The 15609-nt window shown below is 44.2% G+C and carries 15 protein-coding genes; 12 read left to right on the forward strand and 3 right to left on the reverse strand.

Features of this window, described 5'->3' with window-relative positions; genetic code table 11:
• Positions 1-54: 54 nt before the first annotated feature.
• Positions 55-912, reverse strand: a complete 858-nt coding sequence (locus LEP1GSC050_RS07665) for a pirin family protein (protein WP_010570654.1) — start codon at positions 910-912, stop codon at positions 55-57.
• Positions 913-1052: 140 nt separating this feature from the next.
• On the opposite strand from LEP1GSC050_RS07665, the gene LEP1GSC050_RS07670 reads away from it, so the two are divergent.
• The 11 genes from LEP1GSC050_RS07670 (at position 1053) to rsfS (ending at position 10752) form a co-directional block, all read left to right on the forward strand.
• Complete coding sequence (locus LEP1GSC050_RS07670; RefSeq protein ID WP_020987449.1) at positions 1053-3458, forward strand: hybrid sensor histidine kinase/response regulator; 2406 nt, start codon at positions 1053-1055, stop codon at positions 3456-3458.
• A 324-nt stretch (positions 3459-3782) separates the two neighbouring features.
• Positions 3783-4094: a 50S ribosomal protein L21 gene (gene rplU / locus LEP1GSC050_RS07675; RefSeq protein ID WP_010414064.1), complete on the forward strand. Its 312-nt coding sequence runs from the start codon at positions 3783-3785 to the stop codon at positions 4092-4094.
• Complete coding sequence (locus LEP1GSC050_RS07680) at positions 4091-4411, forward strand: ribosomal-processing cysteine protease Prp (RefSeq protein WP_010570656.1); 321 nt, start codon at positions 4091-4093, stop codon at positions 4409-4411. The genes rplU and LEP1GSC050_RS07680 overlap by 4 nt, the downstream gene beginning before the upstream one ends.
• Positions 4412-4414: 3 nt before the next feature.
• Positions 4415-4672 carry a 50S ribosomal protein L27 gene (gene rpmA / locus LEP1GSC050_RS07685; protein WP_010570657.1) on the forward strand — a complete coding sequence of 86 codons (258 nt, stop codon included), beginning with the start codon at positions 4415-4417 and terminating at the stop codon, positions 4670-4672.
• 95 nt (positions 4673-4767) lie between these two features.
• Positions 4768-5823: a GTPase ObgE gene (gene obgE / locus LEP1GSC050_RS07690; RefSeq protein WP_010570658.1), complete on the forward strand. Its 1056-nt coding sequence runs from the start codon at positions 4768-4770 to the stop codon at positions 5821-5823.
• A complete protein-coding gene (proB, locus tag LEP1GSC050_RS07695) occupies positions 5810-6679 on the forward strand; it encodes a glutamate 5-kinase (RefSeq protein WP_408605399.1) in 870 nt (289 codons plus the stop codon). The genes obgE and proB overlap by 14 nt, the downstream gene beginning before the upstream one ends.
• Entirely contained in the window at positions 6676-7938 is a 1263-nt protein-coding gene (locus LEP1GSC050_RS07700) for a glutamate-5-semialdehyde dehydrogenase (RefSeq protein WP_010570660.1), read from the forward strand. The genes proB and LEP1GSC050_RS07700 overlap by 4 nt, the downstream gene beginning before the upstream one ends.
• A 21-nt stretch (positions 7939-7959) precedes the next feature.
• Positions 7960-8586: a nicotinate (nicotinamide) nucleotide adenylyltransferase gene (gene nadD, locus LEP1GSC050_RS07705; RefSeq protein ID WP_010570661.1), complete on the forward strand. Its 627-nt coding sequence runs from the start codon at positions 7960-7962 to the stop codon at positions 8584-8586.
• Entirely contained in the window at positions 8587-9180 is a 594-nt protein-coding gene (yqeK, locus tag LEP1GSC050_RS07710) for a bis(5'-nucleosyl)-tetraphosphatase (symmetrical) YqeK (RefSeq protein ID WP_010570662.1), read from the forward strand.
• Positions 9181-9222: 42 nt separating this feature from the next.
• Positions 9223-10371 (forward strand): LCP family protein, encoded by a 1149-nt coding sequence (locus LEP1GSC050_RS07715; RefSeq protein WP_010570663.1) that lies wholly within the window; start codon positions 9223-9225, stop codon positions 10369-10371.
• Positions 10372-10374: 3 nt separating this feature from the next.
• On the forward strand, positions 10375-10752 hold the full coding sequence (gene rsfS, locus LEP1GSC050_RS07720; RefSeq protein ID WP_010414085.1) for a ribosome silencing factor: 378 nt from the start codon (positions 10375-10377) through the stop codon (positions 10750-10752).
• A 41-nt stretch (positions 10753-10793) separates the two neighbouring features.
• Here rsfS and LEP1GSC050_RS07725 read toward each other — a convergent pair whose 3' ends face one another.
• Entirely contained in the window at positions 10794-12872 is a 2079-nt protein-coding gene (locus tag LEP1GSC050_RS07725) for a thioredoxin domain-containing protein (RefSeq protein WP_020987258.1), read from the reverse strand.
• Between the two features lie 95 nt (positions 12873-12967).
• Here LEP1GSC050_RS07725 and LEP1GSC050_RS07730 point away from each other — a divergent pair, with 95 nt between their 5' ends.
• The gene (locus LEP1GSC050_RS07730; RefSeq protein WP_040911524.1) at positions 12968-14593 is read left to right on the forward strand and encodes a TolC family protein; all 1626 of its coding nucleotides are present in this window, start codon (positions 12968-12970) and stop codon (positions 14591-14593) included.
• A gap of 56 nt (positions 14594-14649) precedes the next feature.
• On the opposite strand, the gene LEP1GSC050_RS07735 is transcribed toward LEP1GSC050_RS07730, so the two are convergent.
• Positions 14650-15591, reverse strand: coding sequence for a cytochrome-c peroxidase (locus tag LEP1GSC050_RS07735; RefSeq protein WP_010570666.1), 942 nt, complete (start codon positions 15589-15591; stop codon positions 14650-14652).
• Positions 15592-15609 lie beyond the last annotated feature (18 nt).

Raw genomic sequence — 15609 nt, forward strand, 5'->3', positions numbered from 1 at the left:
ATCAACGCTTTCTAAATTACGTTTTCGAGACAAATGCATCGAATTCGAAAGAATTCAGGTTTCAGGTAAGGGAATTCTATCCGTCTCTCCCGAAATTTTTCCGAATCGATCATTCTTCCAATCGCCTTTTGCTCGATCGATTCTCTCCAAAGAACTGGATACGAAGTTCCACCATAGGTGTCGACGTTCCGGCAAAGGCTCTCCACCAAGGAGAATCGCTCGAGTCGCTTGTTCCGCACGAAACTTGATTGCTCCACCCATCGGATAGACCGCCATTTCTCCCACACCGACGATCCGACCCTCGGCATCCAAACTACCTCGAGCCACATAGACTGCCCCCTCTTGTTTTGCAGGGATGGAAAGTTCTATTTCGGCGCCGGGCTCGATCTCAAGGTCCGCATAAAACAATGGGGAATATACTTTTACGGGAGAAATTTCACCCAAAAGAGATCCTGCAATTAAACGCAACTCCCAGCCCCCGCCGCTTAATTCGGGGAATTCCTCCCTTCCATAATGAAAGAACTCCGGTGGAGTCTCTTCGTATTGCTGCGGCAAAGCCACCCAAGTTTGAATCCCTTCTATTATAGAATACTGGGGATCAGGCTGCGACCTCTCGCTATGTGCGATACCGGAACCTGCCGTCATCCAGTTCACTTCATATGGGCGAATCATCTGTTCGGTTCCCAATGTATCCCGATGTAGAATAACGCCGTCATACAAATACGTAACTGTGGCGAGGCCAATATGCGGGTGGGATCGAACGACAAGCTCGTCGCCATTTATCAATGAAACGGGACCCATATGATCTAAAAATACGAAAGGTCCTACTGCCCTCACGTCAATATGCGGAAGAATCCGACGAACTGTAAATCCGTCACCTAGGCCCCTAAGTTTACCCGAAATGTATTTCATACCGTTATTTAGACGCGATGCAAACCCTGTCGACGTGTTGACTGCAAAAGATTCTTTTGGGGCTCGGATCGATATTCCTTTATTCGTCGCCCTGTTCTAGATTGCTTAATTTAGGAGTCAATTACTATGGCTCCTTTATAATGCAGAATTTTTTTCTTCTTATCGCTCTTCTACTTTTCTGGATATCTCCAAGTTCTCTCTTTTCCAATTCCATACCTCTGGACGAGCTCAAAATCGTGGGAGTCTCGGAGAGAATGGAATATTTGGAAGATCGTAATCGGAATCTAAGGCTATCCGATTTGCTTTCCGGACACCATGATTTCGAATTTCTGAAAAACCAAAGAAAAAACCTACATCCGGGATACACTCACTCCGCCTATTGGGTGCGATTTTCGTTGCAAAATGTCTCCGACCGGGCTGAGGAATATGTAATCGTTTCCGAATTCCCTTATACCGACGAAATCGATTTTTATGAAACAAAAAACGGAAAGGAAATCCGCTCCGTGCGCACCGGCGACACTTTTCCTTTTCACACAAGAGACCTGAAACATCGGTATTTCGTTTTTAAAACTTTTTTAACTGCCGGAGAAACGAAAGAATACTTTCTCCGATTTACCAACGAAGGTCCGATGAACATCCCGCTAATCGCGGCTCCGACGAGAGTCTATCTGGAGAAATCCACTACCGAAACGCTTTTGCTCGGACTGTGTTACGGCTGTATGTTCGTCATGATTCTTTATAATTTCTTTCTATATACTTCTCTTAAAGAAGCCGATTATCTGTATTACGTAATCTATCTTCTTTTTTTAATAGTGACTCAGGTAAGCTTTAACGGACTAGCAAATCAATATTTATGGGGGGAATATCCGGCTTGGGGAAATAAAAGCACGAACGTCCTTTCACTTTCGGCATTTTTTATTTCCGCGATTTTTAGTTTGCAGTATCTCAGGATTTCGAAAGGAAGCTGGATCGATTTATTCTTAAAATCTTTTGCAGTCGCGACTTTACTTGCAGCAATCGTTTCCATATTTGCTCCATTACGTTTTTCTTCAATATTAACGGTAATCTACGGATTGATCCATCCGATCGTCTTGATAGGCATTGGATCGATCAGGCTTTTTCAAAACTTTAAACCTGCTCGTTTCTTCCTTTTAGCCTGGGCAGTAATGGAAATCGCGATTTTCGTCACTTCTCTACAAAGACTAGGAGTTTACGATTCTATCATAGTCGGTGAATATTCGATTCATCTGGGCGCGACCTTGGAAGTGACCTTCCTCTCTTTCGGGTTAGCGGATAGCATCAACACTCTGAAAGAGGAGAAGGAGAAAATTATTCTCGCTCAAAATGAAACTTTAGCCGCGAGGATTGCCGCAAAAACCAAAGACTTGGAAATCGCGAAAATTCAAGCCGAGACTGCCAACCGACAAAAGTCGAAATTTCTCGCTCATATGAGTCACGAAATCAGGACTCCCATGAACGGAATTTTAGCGATGTCTAAATTTCTTTTCGATTCCGAGCCGCCGGGAGAGAAAAAGGAAACCATCGGAATCATAACCGCCAGCGCAAATAATCTGTTAGTGATTATCAACGATATTTTAGATTTATCTAAAATAGAATCGGGTAAATTAGATTTAATTTACGAGAGTTTTCGTCTCTCCGATCTCCTTGCCCAAATAACCGGAATCATCCGATTACAAACGAATTCGAAGGGCATCGATCTGCAATTCGATTCAACTCCCGAAGTGCCTGAATTCATACGTACCGACAGAACCCGACTAACGCAAATTCTTCTAAACTTGCTCGGGAATTCGGCGAAATTCACCGGTCATGGGAAAATTCAATTGTCCGTTCGCGTAAGAAATAAACGTCAAGAGGATATAGATTTGGAATTCTCCGTTCGAGATACCGGGATCGGAATTTCTCCGGAAAAAATTTCTTCCCTCTTCCAACCCTTTACGCAGCTCGATAGTTCGATCACTCGAACCTACGGAGGAACAGGTCTCGGCTTAATCATCTCGAAACGACTCTGCGAATTGCTTCAAGGAAATATTTCCGTTCAAAGCCTAGAAGGAAGCTGGACCGAATTTACTTTTACGATCAGAGCTCAGGAAGCCGATGCCGTCGACTCTCCACCGCAACCGGTTCTTCCAAAATCGGAAGGCAGAAAAATGGAAATCCTAGTCGTTGACGATAATGCGTCCAACCAATTCGTGATTCAGCGATTACTTTCAAAATTCGGACACTCCGCCACTATCGCTTCAAGCGGACGAGAAGCATTACATTTACTGAATGAAAGATCCTTTGACCTGATCCTAATGGATATTGAAATGCCCGAGCTGGACGGATTTGAAACTACGAGACAGATTCGGAAGATGCATGGAGATCGAGCCAATCCGATCATAATCGCTCTTACGGCTCACGCGATGAAGGAATTCGAGCAAATGAGTTACGACGTAGGAATGAACGATTTCTTAGCTAAGCCGATAGATCCGACAATTCTAAGAGAGAAAATCTCCTACTGGGCGGGAAAAAACCCTCGCGCATAGAGAACCGCAACCGGTTCCTAGTCCATTCTATCTCGTCCAGAAGTAATGAAGCTGGTAGGAGCTCCCACAACTCACTGAAATGAAAAAGAATTGAAGAATTGTCAATTCTATGAAATAAGGCAATTCCTTGCGGGGGGTACCACCGCACCGGCCCCCGCCCAGGAAGGGCGGGGATACCCAAAAAAAAGCCGCTACCCTTCCCGAGCAGGAAGCGAAATCGGCCGGTGGATAACGCCGATTCTACTTCCTAGCTTCGAAGCCACTTGACACCCTCGCGCACCGCTCCAAACTGGTCAAAAATCGAGACAACTAGGCCTATATACGATGTTTGCGATCATATCTGTCGGAAATCGACAATTTAAAGTAACCCAGGATTCAGAATTCCTGACGGAAAAGACCGGCAAAAAACCAGGTGATACCTTTGATGCGAAAGTTTTACTGTTCGCGGAAAACAATAAGGTTCATATCGGCGCACCCGATCTGAAGTCGGCAAAAGTCTCCCTGAAAGTCGTAGACGACGTTAAGGGTGAAAAGATTCGCGGTTACGTTTATAAGAAACGTAAGAACTCCCAAAGAACCTGGGGTCATAGACAACAACTCCAGAAACTCAAGGTAGTTTCCCTCTCGGCGGTTTGATCCGAGTAAAAATCCTCCGTAAAGGAGAGCAGATTCTTGGCTTTGAATCCGTGGGGCACGCCTCCGCAGAACAGGGCCCCAAAGGATCCAATCTCCTTTGTGCGGCGGTCGGAGTTCTGATTCAGTCCCTCTATCTCCATTTAAGGAAAGAAGGAAAAGCAGGCCCCGCAGAAGTCCTGGATGGATTCTTGAAATTCAAGATTCTGACCGGTCTTGAAAATGATCCAGTAGTTCGAACGAGCTTTGCGTTGGTTCGAAACGGTTTGGAAAATTTGAGGGAACAATATCCCTCGGAAATTGAACTCATAGGAGAATAGACGATGGCACATAAGAAAGGTGGCGGTTCTTCGAAGAACGGACGGGATTCCCACTCTAAACGTCTCGGAGTCAAACGTTTCGGAGGCGAACTCGTTTTGGCTGGAAATATTCTGGTTCGTCAAAGAGGGACCAGACTTCATGCAGGACGGAATGTAGGTTTAGGAAAAGATCATACACTTTTCTCTCTCGTACACGGAAGAGTGAAGTTCGAGCAGGTCACGAAGACCAAAATGCAAGTTTCGGTTTATCCGGAATCATAATTTTATCCTAAACAGTCAAAGTCGGGAAAAAGAAAGGCCTCCGGGGGAAATTTTCCTCGAGCCTTTCTTTTTCTGTTTAAAGGCAATTATTTAAAATGGAAAAGTTCGTAGACGAAGTAGTCATCGAGGTTACCGCAGGGCATGGCGGAGCCGGCTCCATGCATTTTCGTCACGAAAAATACGTCGAGTTCGGCGGTCCGGACGGCGGAGACGGAGGCGTCGGCGGGGATGTACTCATCCGTACGAATCTTTCTATGGTCACGCTCGATCGCTATCTCACAAAAAGGAAATTTAAAGCTTCGGTGGGATTTCCGGGAGAAGGAAACAATCGCTCCGGAAAAAAAGGCGACGACCTCGTCCTTTTCGTACCCTTAGGCACCCAAATCTATGACGAAGATAGCGGTGAACTTCTTTATGATTTTGTGGAGGACGAAATGGAATTTTCCGTCGCGAAAGGCGGACGAGGCGGAAAAGGAAACGCTCATTTTAAATCATCCACTCACCAAGCCCCCAAATTTTCGCAGCCGGGAGAAGCGGGAGAATACAAACATCTTCGACTTAGTTTAAAGCTTTTGGCCGACGTCGGAATCGTAGGTCTTCCGAATGCTGGGAAATCGACCTTACTTTCCCAGATTACCGAAGCGCATCCCAAGATCGCCGGTTACGCGTTCACAACCCTTTCTCCCAACTTAGGAGTAGTTAAACGGAAAGGGGATATCTATCGATATACATTAGCCGACATTCCTGGCATAGTCGAAGGCGCCAGTAAAGGTATCGGTCTCGGATTATCCTTTCTTAGACATATAGAAAGAGTAAAAGGAATCCTTTATGTGTTCGATGCAAGCGCATTGGATATAGAATCGGATTTCAAAATGCTTAGATCCGAATTAGAAACATATAATAAAGAATTATTGAATCGGCCGCATCTAATCGTTTTGAATAAGATAGACGTCTGGGAGGACCAAAGTTTTACGAAAGAACTTTTGGAATCCGTATCGTCATTGGGTCGAGTTATACCTATCTCCGCCAAAGAATCGACTAACTTGGAAGAATTACTTGAAATTATGGATGAAACTTTCTTTCAGCAAGAATTGGAAAAGCTGCGACTTGCCGAAAAAAACCGGGAGCAACGGGAAGATTCGGATGAATAGATCGGACTTCGACTCTAAAATCCAAACGGCAAAAACTATAGTCGTTAAAATCGGATCAGCTAGACTCTCCGGTTCCGAAGAGGAAGTGAATGATTTTCTTTTCAGTTTAGTTTCCGACATTAGACATCTTCGCGATCAAGGTAAGCAAGTCATCGTAGTATCGTCTGGAGCCATCGCTAGGGGTCGCAAATTATTGGATAGCCTCCCCCTTAGCGTGAATGCGGAGGACAAGCTATCTGAAAAACAAGCCTTAGCTGCGATGGGACAGAATCGGCTTATCAACTTATACGATAGTTTTTTTTCGAAAGTGAATCTCCCGATCGCACAGATCTTGTTTGGCGTCTTGGATTTGGAAACCGGCGAAGGATTCAAAAACCTTAGAAGCACTTTTCAACAATTATTAGATTGGGGAATCCTACCCATCGTTAACGAAAACGATTCCGTAGCAACGGAAGAATTGAAGTTCGGCGATAACGATATCCTTTCGGCGATCGTCAGTTTGCTCGTGGAAGCAGACTTGTTAATTATTCTAACGGGAGTCGCCGGCTTTTTAAGGGACGGTAAGGTAGTATCCCATCTTAAGGATATCGGCGGGGGGGAACTCTCTATTGCGGGAGGACCGAGCGGGCCCGGAACCGGCGGTATGTATACCAAATTGAAAGCGGCCGGGATTTTAAACGAGGCAGGAATTCCTAGCGGTATCATTGACGGAACGGAGAAAAACTGCGTGCGTCGTTTTCTGGAAGAGAATAAGCTGGGGACACTAGTTGCCGGAAACGGAAAACATAAATCCTATTCCGAGGAGGAAATTAAAGCGATCCTCCAAACCAAACGAAACGGAGGACATTCGCAATGATCCAACGGCCTACAGAACTAGAATACGTGGAAATTTTGTGCAAAAATGCTCAGAAAGCTTCTCGAGAATTACGAAAACTGAACTCTTCTAAAAAGAATGCCGTTCTTGAAAAATTAGCCGAAGCGATAGTAACCCGGAAATCCGAAATTATCGCGGAAAACGAAAAAGATGTGACCGCGGGAAAAGAGAAGGGATTATCCACGGCAATGCTGGATCGCTTAACGCTGGATGAAAAACGGATTCATAATTTAGCAAAGGCGGTTCTTGAAATCAAGTCTCTGCCCGATCCGGTGGGTGAAGTCGTGCGAGGTCTAACGTTACCTAACGGCATCCGACTGATAACGAAAAGAGTTCCTCTTGGCGTCGTAATGGTCATCTATGAATCCCGTCCTAACGTAACGATCGATGTGGGAGCTTTATCCTTTAAATCGGGTAACGCCTGCATCCTTCGAGGAGGGAGTGAGGCGCTTCATTCCAATAATATACTTTCGAACATCTTCCGGGATTGTCTTGCCCAGGCCGGACTTTCTCCGAACGCTGTGACTTTAGTCGATAAAACCGAGCGCGAGATTATGATTCCATTCCTTAAACAGACTGGATATATCGATTTGGTAGTACCTCGGGGCGGAGAAGGACTTATAAACTTCGTTTCGGAAAATTCCATCATCCCAGTCGTAAAGCACGATAAGGGCGTCGTGAATATCTATATAGATAAGTCGGCGGATCCGGAAAAAGTTCTGCCGATCGTACTGAATTCGAAAGTGCAGCGCCCGGGAGTCTGCAACGCGGTTGAAAATTTAGTGATACATGCCGAATATCCTCACTCTAAAGAATTGCTAAGCGAATTAAATGCGAAAGGCGTACAACTACTTTTGGATCCTCCCGCGCTTTCTCTTTTCCCGAACGGAACACCCGTAAAGCCGGAAGACTATTGGGAAGAATTTTTAGATCTACGACTGTCGGTAAAAACGGTAAACTCGATCGAGGAAGCGATTTCTTTTATCGAAAATACTTCTTCAGGACATACTGAAGCGATCGTAACCGAAGATTTAAGCTCTTCTAATTTATTTTTAGAGTCTCTGGATTCGGCGGCTCTGTTCGTGAACATATCGACTCGCTTTCACGATGGGGGGGAATTCGGACTCGGAGCGGAAGTCGGAATCTCGACCGGAAAACTTCATGTTAGAGGACCGATGGGGTTAGTGCATCTCACGACCACAACTACATACGGTGAAGGAGAAGGACAGGTGAGAGGGTAGATCCCTCGTTCGCCTTGGAATATGACTTTCCGACTCTCCGAACCTCGTCTCACCGGAATTTTCGGAGGAAGTTTCGATCCTCCCCATATCGGACATTCGGGAATCGTCACCTCTTTCTGGAATACGATTCCTCAAGCGGAAGAATTGCTGGTTATCCCTAACTGCGTATCGCCTTTAAAAAACGGAAAGCATGCATCTAGCGAAAATATATTACAAATGCTAGATGCTCAATTTTCAAAAATACCTAAAACGAAAATCTTAGATATCGAATTGAGAAAAAAAGGCACTAGCTATACTTACGAGACTCTTCTTGAATTGAAAGAATTGTACCCGGAGCGAAACTTTCTACTACTCGTCGGCGAGGATAATTATTGCGAGTTTCAAAAATGGAGAAATTGGGAGAATATTTTGGGCCTGATTCGTTCCCTCTTGGTATTTCGCAGAGTATCCGAATATATCCCTAAAAATCCTCATCTGAATTCTTTCGAAGAGAAAATTCTTTTCCTAAATAATCCCATTATCCCGGCTGCCTCAACCGATTTACGAAATGTACTTCCGGCCGCAGTTGCAAAAAACCGGAAACCGATTGCGCTCAGTCAAGCAGTGTGGGATAAAATACTAGAATTGAAAGCATATTCGGAGGGATGAATGATTCCGGAAACGACCAATGAGCAGATCAAATATTTCACGAGAATCGTTCCGGAAGAAATTACCGTTACTCGTTGGGAACATAGCTTGCGCGTGGCCGAGATTGCCAAAGAGCTGGCAAGCTATCATGCGCCCGATCAAACTGCCCAGGCGTTCTTAGCCGGAGTCGTGCATGATATCACCAAGCAGAAAACCAAGGAATTTCATCTTTCGATTTTTAAGGAAGCGAACGATCTCGAATCGGCCGGTTTACCCGAGGCTGCATGGCACTCCCGCTCCGCCTATCATTATCTGAAAAGAAAGTACGGCTTATTAAACGAATCCGTTTTAGGCGCCGTAAAACATCATACATTAGGCGGGGAAGCTCTAAGCGTTCTGGAATGCATCCTTTACGCTGCCGACTTTTTGGGATCCGAGTTTGCGGAACGCCAGAAAGAATATGCAGATTGGCGCGAAGAAGCCCGGAAGAACCTTTACACAGGAGTTTTAAACAAAGCCTTTCACACGATTTCCGATCTGCTGGAAAACAGGCGAGAGATTCATCCTCGAACGATCGGCATGTATCACGCCGCTTTAAGAAAATTAACCAATTGACATCCGAGTTTTTAAGATCGAAATGGAACCGAGGCTGAGTGTTTGGGTCCGTCTAAATCGTCGAAACCGCTTTTTTTTCTTCCTATTTGGATTGGTGTCGGTATTCTTTCTATCGTCGTTCTATTCTTTATATTCAAAAATATACGCAGAACCGGGCTGGATGAAAAAATAAGTTCGGGTAAACCGATTCATATTTTAGTCCATGCGGTCGGCGAAGATGATACTTACGAATTCGGCGTGTTGGCGACGTTATTTCCCTCTCAAGAAAGAACGGCTCTTTTTTTCATTCACCCCATTACTACCTTCGACGATCCGGAAGATAGTTTGGAACAATTAAAATCAAAAGCGCCTTCGGCCGTGGCGAATGCCGTAGAGGAAATTTTAGGATCCAAACCTCAGTATAAAATTACCGTAAAAGCTTCCGCATTCATTCGTCTCGTAGATATGCTCGGAGGATTGTCGATTTACACCGATAATCGGACGGCGGAAAGTTCGCCCACTTATATAAGAACACCCGGGGTATACACTTATTCCGGGGAAGATTCGTATGATTACGTTTCTTTTATGAAGAAAAAGGAGACTCTGGATTATTTAGATAGGATTAGTCGTCAAGAGAGTGCGGTTCTTACCCTTTACGAAACTCTTTATGAAAATCGGGAATTCCTAAACGCAGGCTGGTCGGAATACGCGTATTCGCTTCTGGATACCGACTTTTCCAAGGACGACTTCTATTCTCTTTTAAAATTTCTAATATCCCATAGAATTTCCTTCGGCGTTACGGAACTTCCCGGAGAACCGTCTCTGGATCCGAAATCGAAACGGCTGTATTTGAAAGCCGACCTAGGAAGATGTACGGCGGCGTTCCGGAAATTTCAGAAAGACGTTTCTTCCGAAATTTTTACCGACGGAGAATTCGCCAGAACTGAGGTCCTGAACGGAACTGACGTCGCCGGACTCGCGAAAGATGTTCGTGGAATCTTAGCGGATAAGAGAATCAAGGTGCTTGCGGCGGACAACGCATGGAGTAAGGACGTAGAAAAAACCGTCATCTTAGATCGCTCCGGAAACACTGCGGTATCGGACAAGATTTCGACTGTCCTTGAAAAAGCCAAAGTATATCACGTTTTACGTAAAGATCTCGGTCTTGACGCCACAGTCCTGTTAGGCTCCGACATAGAGCCAAAGAAATAATATATGACCCCCGCTTCAAAAAACGCCCCAAAAGAAACTTTAGAGATCCTCAAAACCGTTTATAAAATAATGAAAGACAAAAAATGCGAAGAGATCGCGGTACTAAATTTAGAATCCGTTAATTCGTATTTAAGTTATTTTTTGATTTGCACGGTAAACTCCTCCGTTCAAGCCAATGCAGTAGCGAGAGAAATTAAAAAAGCATTAAAAAGTTTTAAACTTCCTCACAAAGAAACCGACAAAACCGGAGCCTCATCTTCCTCCGGCTGGACGCTCATCGACTACGGTGAATTTATCGTCCATATTATGACTCCGGAAAAAAGGGAATTCTATAACTTGGATCGACTCTGGCGAGACGCCGAACGGATCGAATTAGAATAGAAATTTCTTCGATCCGATCCGATTTTTCGGACTCGCAAGATCTAATTCAATTTTTCCCGCAGAGAAATCCAGTCCGACACAGGCAAATCGCATTGGAATCCTTGGCAGTAGTACGCCTTTACGCTTCCGCCGGAAACACGATTTCTTAATAAAAGGATTTTTTCTCCGACTTCTTCCGCTTCCTTATCGGTAGCCCAAGCGAATACCGTTTCGGGTAAAAACATAGCTCCGATTCCTTGCCATACGGGAAATAAATCCTCCTGGGTCGAGTACACGACCGCCAATTCTTTTGAGGCGGAATTTTTAAGCCAATACGCGGAAAGCATATAGGGATAATTCATCGGATGCGTTTCCAATTCCACTTTAAAATAAGAGAATATAGCATCCGCAAAATCGGAGTATTTATCCGATTCGACTCCCAATCTAGAGAGAATCGTAAACGCGAAGGCAAACGAACTATTTGCCGAAGGTTCCACTCCGTCGTAACCGTCCACATTTCTTCGTAACAGATCGTCCGCGTCCGAGCCGGTATCGAAAAATACTCCGGCAGGAGAGCGAAATAATCTCACTGCGTCTTCGGCATATCGAATAGCGAGAGTCAAATAGCGAATTCCTTTTCCCGCCTGGAATAACCAAAGAGACGCTAAAATAAATTCGGCATAATCTCCGCTGTAAGCGAGAAACCTAGCCTCCCCGTCCCTAAATCGTCTCAATAATCGTCCGTCTTCCCGAACTAAATTATTTTCAATAAATCGAAACGTCTCTTCGGCCAGCCGTAATAATTCCCCGTCGCCGAATGCCATTGCGGCTTTCGTCGCAGCCTTTACGTATAAACAATTCCAAGAAAGTAAAACCTTATCGTCGCGTAACGGCCGAATTCGATCCGATCTGCGTGCTAACAATTTTTTCCGATTTCGATCTACGATTTCGATCAGTTCTTCCTGTTCTAATCCGTGCAATCTTGCAAAATTCGTCCGAAAGCTCTCGTGTAAAATATTACTTCCTTCGAAATTTCCGATCTCCGTAACGTTCCAAAATTCCTCTAAGAGAATCGCATCGGAACCGCATACCTCGTGAAATTCATTTCTTTTCCAGAGATAAAACAAACCCTCTTCGCCTTCCGAATCCGCATCTTCGGCGCTGGCAATTCCGCCGCCCTGCAATCTCATATCTCGGGAAAGATATTCCAGTACGTCGTAAGCCGCTTCCTTATATTTTACGTGGCCTGTAGTTTGAAAACATTCGACCAACGCTTCCAAAAATAAGGAATTATCGTAGAGCATTTTCTCGAAGTGCGGAACCAGCCATTTATGATCGGTGGAATATCTACTAATTCCGCCCCCGATTTGATCGTAAATTCCGCCTTTCCTCATTGCGACAAGAGTTTCTTCCACCATTTCTAAAGCCTTAGGTTCTCCAGTGGATTTATAAAATCGTAATAGAAAAAATAGCCCCATGCTAGGAGGAAATTTATTCGTAACATTCGATTTGAAGCCTGCGAATTCGGGATCATAAAATCGATCATACATTCCGAATGCGTTTTCAAAAACCTTTTTGGAAGGCAACTGAAAGGCGCTTTGTTCGTTTAACGCTTTAGATTCTTCGGATTCTTTTAGATATTGGGTAAGCTCTTCTGAAGCATCTATTAGCTCTCCTTTTTTCTCTTTCCAAAGATTTGCTAAAATATTCAAAACTTCCACGAAGCTTTTGCGACCGTATTTAGCGACCGGCGGGAAATAAGTCCCTCCGGTAATCGGCTTCCCTTCCGAAGTCAAAAACATATTCAAGGGCCAGCCGCCTTGCTGATTCATCGCATGCAAAGCATCCATGTAAATGCGGTCCACGTCCGGTCTTTCTTCTCGATCGACCTTAATGGAAACGAAATATTGATTTAAGACCGCCGCGGTGGCCTCGTCTTCAAACGATTCCTTCTCCATTACGTGACACCAATGACACGTTGCGTATCCTATCGAGAGGAAAATCATTTTATCTTCCTCTTTTGCTTTAAGAAAAGCGTCCTTCCCCCAAGGAAACCAGTCGACCGGGTTCATTGCATGCTGAAGTAGATACGGACTCTTTTCGGACGCGAGTCGGTTTTGTTTCTTTGGAGTTGTGTCCATTTATTTCCGCTGTATTAGACTTTTCTCTCAATGTTTTCGATTTGGCAAATTCTTCCGAGCCTAAAACCATGCTCCGTAGGAAGATTACCGAACTTATGCAAAGGCCCTTAGTCGTTCCTTTTTTAAGGAAAATCTATCTCCGGCTATTTTTGGCTGGAGCACTGACTTTGCCTAGTTCTATTTTTGCACAACAATCGGAATCACTTGTTGAGAATAAACCCGTATTCCATTTATCGTTAAAAGACGCGGTCAATTACGTCCTTGCAAATAATATTACCGTTAAAAACGCTAAAATGGAATATATTAAAGCGGACTCCGCGGACTTAAAAAATCAGTCTCAGTTTGCTTGGACACTTGTAGGTTCTTTCGCTACAACTAAAACCGGATTGCCTTCCAACCGAAACAACATTATTTCTGGAACGAAAATCTCGAACGATAGAATGGCGATCGGGATTCAAAAGCAATTCGAGACCCAAACATATTTTACTCTCGAAGTCAGCAATACTCGCTTCGATACTAACGCCTTGGAATCTCCAGCTTCGGCGGCTCCGTTAGGAGCCTTGGGTCCTTTACTCGCAGCGCCTCCCCAATATACGAGCGCACTGACTGCAACCCTCAGCCAGGAACTTTTAAAATATAGTTTCGGAAGAACCGAGAAAGATCGTCAAAAGGTTTTAAAACAAAATGTCATCATCCAACGAGACAGTCTCATTGACACTTTGGCTCAGCTTGTGGTTAAAACTCTAGTCGATTATTGGAGCTTAAGCGTTTACGATTCCCAAGTGTCTACATTCGAGAGACTAGAGAAAAATACGAGAACCATTCGCGATATTACTGCCCGGAAAGCGGGTTTGGGACTTTCCGAATCATTTGAGTTAAACCAATGGAATTCTGCGCTATCCCAGACCCAAAATAGCTTAGAGAGTGCCAGACTAGCGAGAAACGATGCCGAAAGGAACCTAGTTCGTGTCCTCAATGCCGACCCTTCTTCTAAAATTGCGGGAATTACGGATTTGCATGAACAAATTCCCGATAATATGGATCCGGAAAAAGATTATCAGTACGCACTTAAAAACCGGATCGATCTTAAGAATTTAAGAAGACAGAAGGAAGTTGCGGACATTCAGCTTCGGATCAAAGAAGCGGAGGATATGCCTTCCTTGAAAATTAGCGGAAGTTATTCCACGAAAGGGCAAACTTTTTTAAATCCGCAGACGAACTTCGTAAACCCTGAAACCGGAATCATGTCCTTTAAATACCCTGAAATGAACGCAGGATTCACTCTTTCCTATCCTCTATTCGATGTGGGGGTTAAAACGGATATTCGAGATGCGAAAGCCCAAATCGAGATACTTGTAAAACAGGAAGAGGAATTAAAGAAGCAAATTCGAGAGGATCTGGATAATCGATACGCTTCGATCATGGCCGGCCGGGAATTATTGGACTCGGCGACTCGGCGAAGAGACGAAGCCGAAAAATATTATAAGGGCGTTCAACAACGCTATAGCCAAGGACGATTTACTGCGGTAGTGGTAAAATTAGCGTTGGATAACCTGATTCAATCCGAGCTTTTAGTGGCCCAGGCAAAGATTAATTTCAACGTGGATCTCATTCGCTACGATTTAGCCAAAAATTACGTTTTCGAAAAATTCGGCGTGGATGTAGCCAAGTTAATCGACGAACTTTCCAAACTCGACCTAGAAAACGACAAAACCAAGTAAAATCCGAAACAACGCTCTTGCCTTCGGAAAATCTTCTTACAAAACGTTTTTATATATTAAGCTTTAGGAATATTCGGAATCTCGAGAGGAATCGGTTCCCCTTCCAAGGATCTTAGAAATTCTATGAGATCCCTTTTTTCTTCTTCCGAAAGACGAGAGGGTTTTAAGAGTGGATCGAATAAAGCATTTGCGTGTCCACCGTCCGCAAAATGATTCACGGTTTCCTCGATAGAATCGAATTGACCGTTATGCATAAATGTCTTTCTACGAGTCACGTCTCGCAACGAGGGAGTACGAACTTTATCCTTAACACCGGGCAACCCCGTCGTATGCATTTCCGAATCCGAAAAGTTCGGACCTTGGTGACACTGCACGCATTTTGCTTTATTTTGAAAAACGTCCCATCCTCGTTTTTGTGCGGGAGTCAATGCGGCTTCCTCCCCCATTACAAATCGATCAAAATTTGAATTTCTACTCAGGATAGTCCGCTGAAACGCGGAGAGTGCAAAAACGATCTTATCGACCGTAATCTCGGAACTTCCAAAAGCCTTATTAAACATCTCTTTATATTCTGGAACGGCAGAAAGCCTTTGTAGGATCGTCTTTTCGTTTTTCGACATTATATCGAAGTAAACCCTTTCCTTGACCACGTTTTCCAAATCCCTTGTCTCCGGGTCTTTGAACACGTCCTTGTATAAGGCTACGTTAGTCAGAGTTTTACCGATATTATTATGAATCTTATTTCTCGGGGCACCGCTTGTTTGAAATTCGAAGTTTCGAAATGTTGCACAACTATAATCTTGCTTTAAAGACAATCTCTTATCGAAATAAAGCATTTTGCCCAACTCGACCTTATCTTTATTATAAGGATTATTACTGGGATGAATTACGTTTTTTACCACGAATGCTTCTAGTTCGGAAATCGGCTTACGCTCTTTGCAGGACCCGATAAAAAGCGTCGCAAGTAAAAGGGAGAAAATTATTAAAAATCGATTCATGTCGGGCCCCCTATATCC

Source organism: Leptospira broomii serovar Hurstbridge str. 5399 (genome assembly GCF_000243715.2).
Lineage (GTDB): Bacteria > Spirochaetota > Leptospiria > Leptospirales > Leptospiraceae > Leptospira_B > Leptospira_B broomii.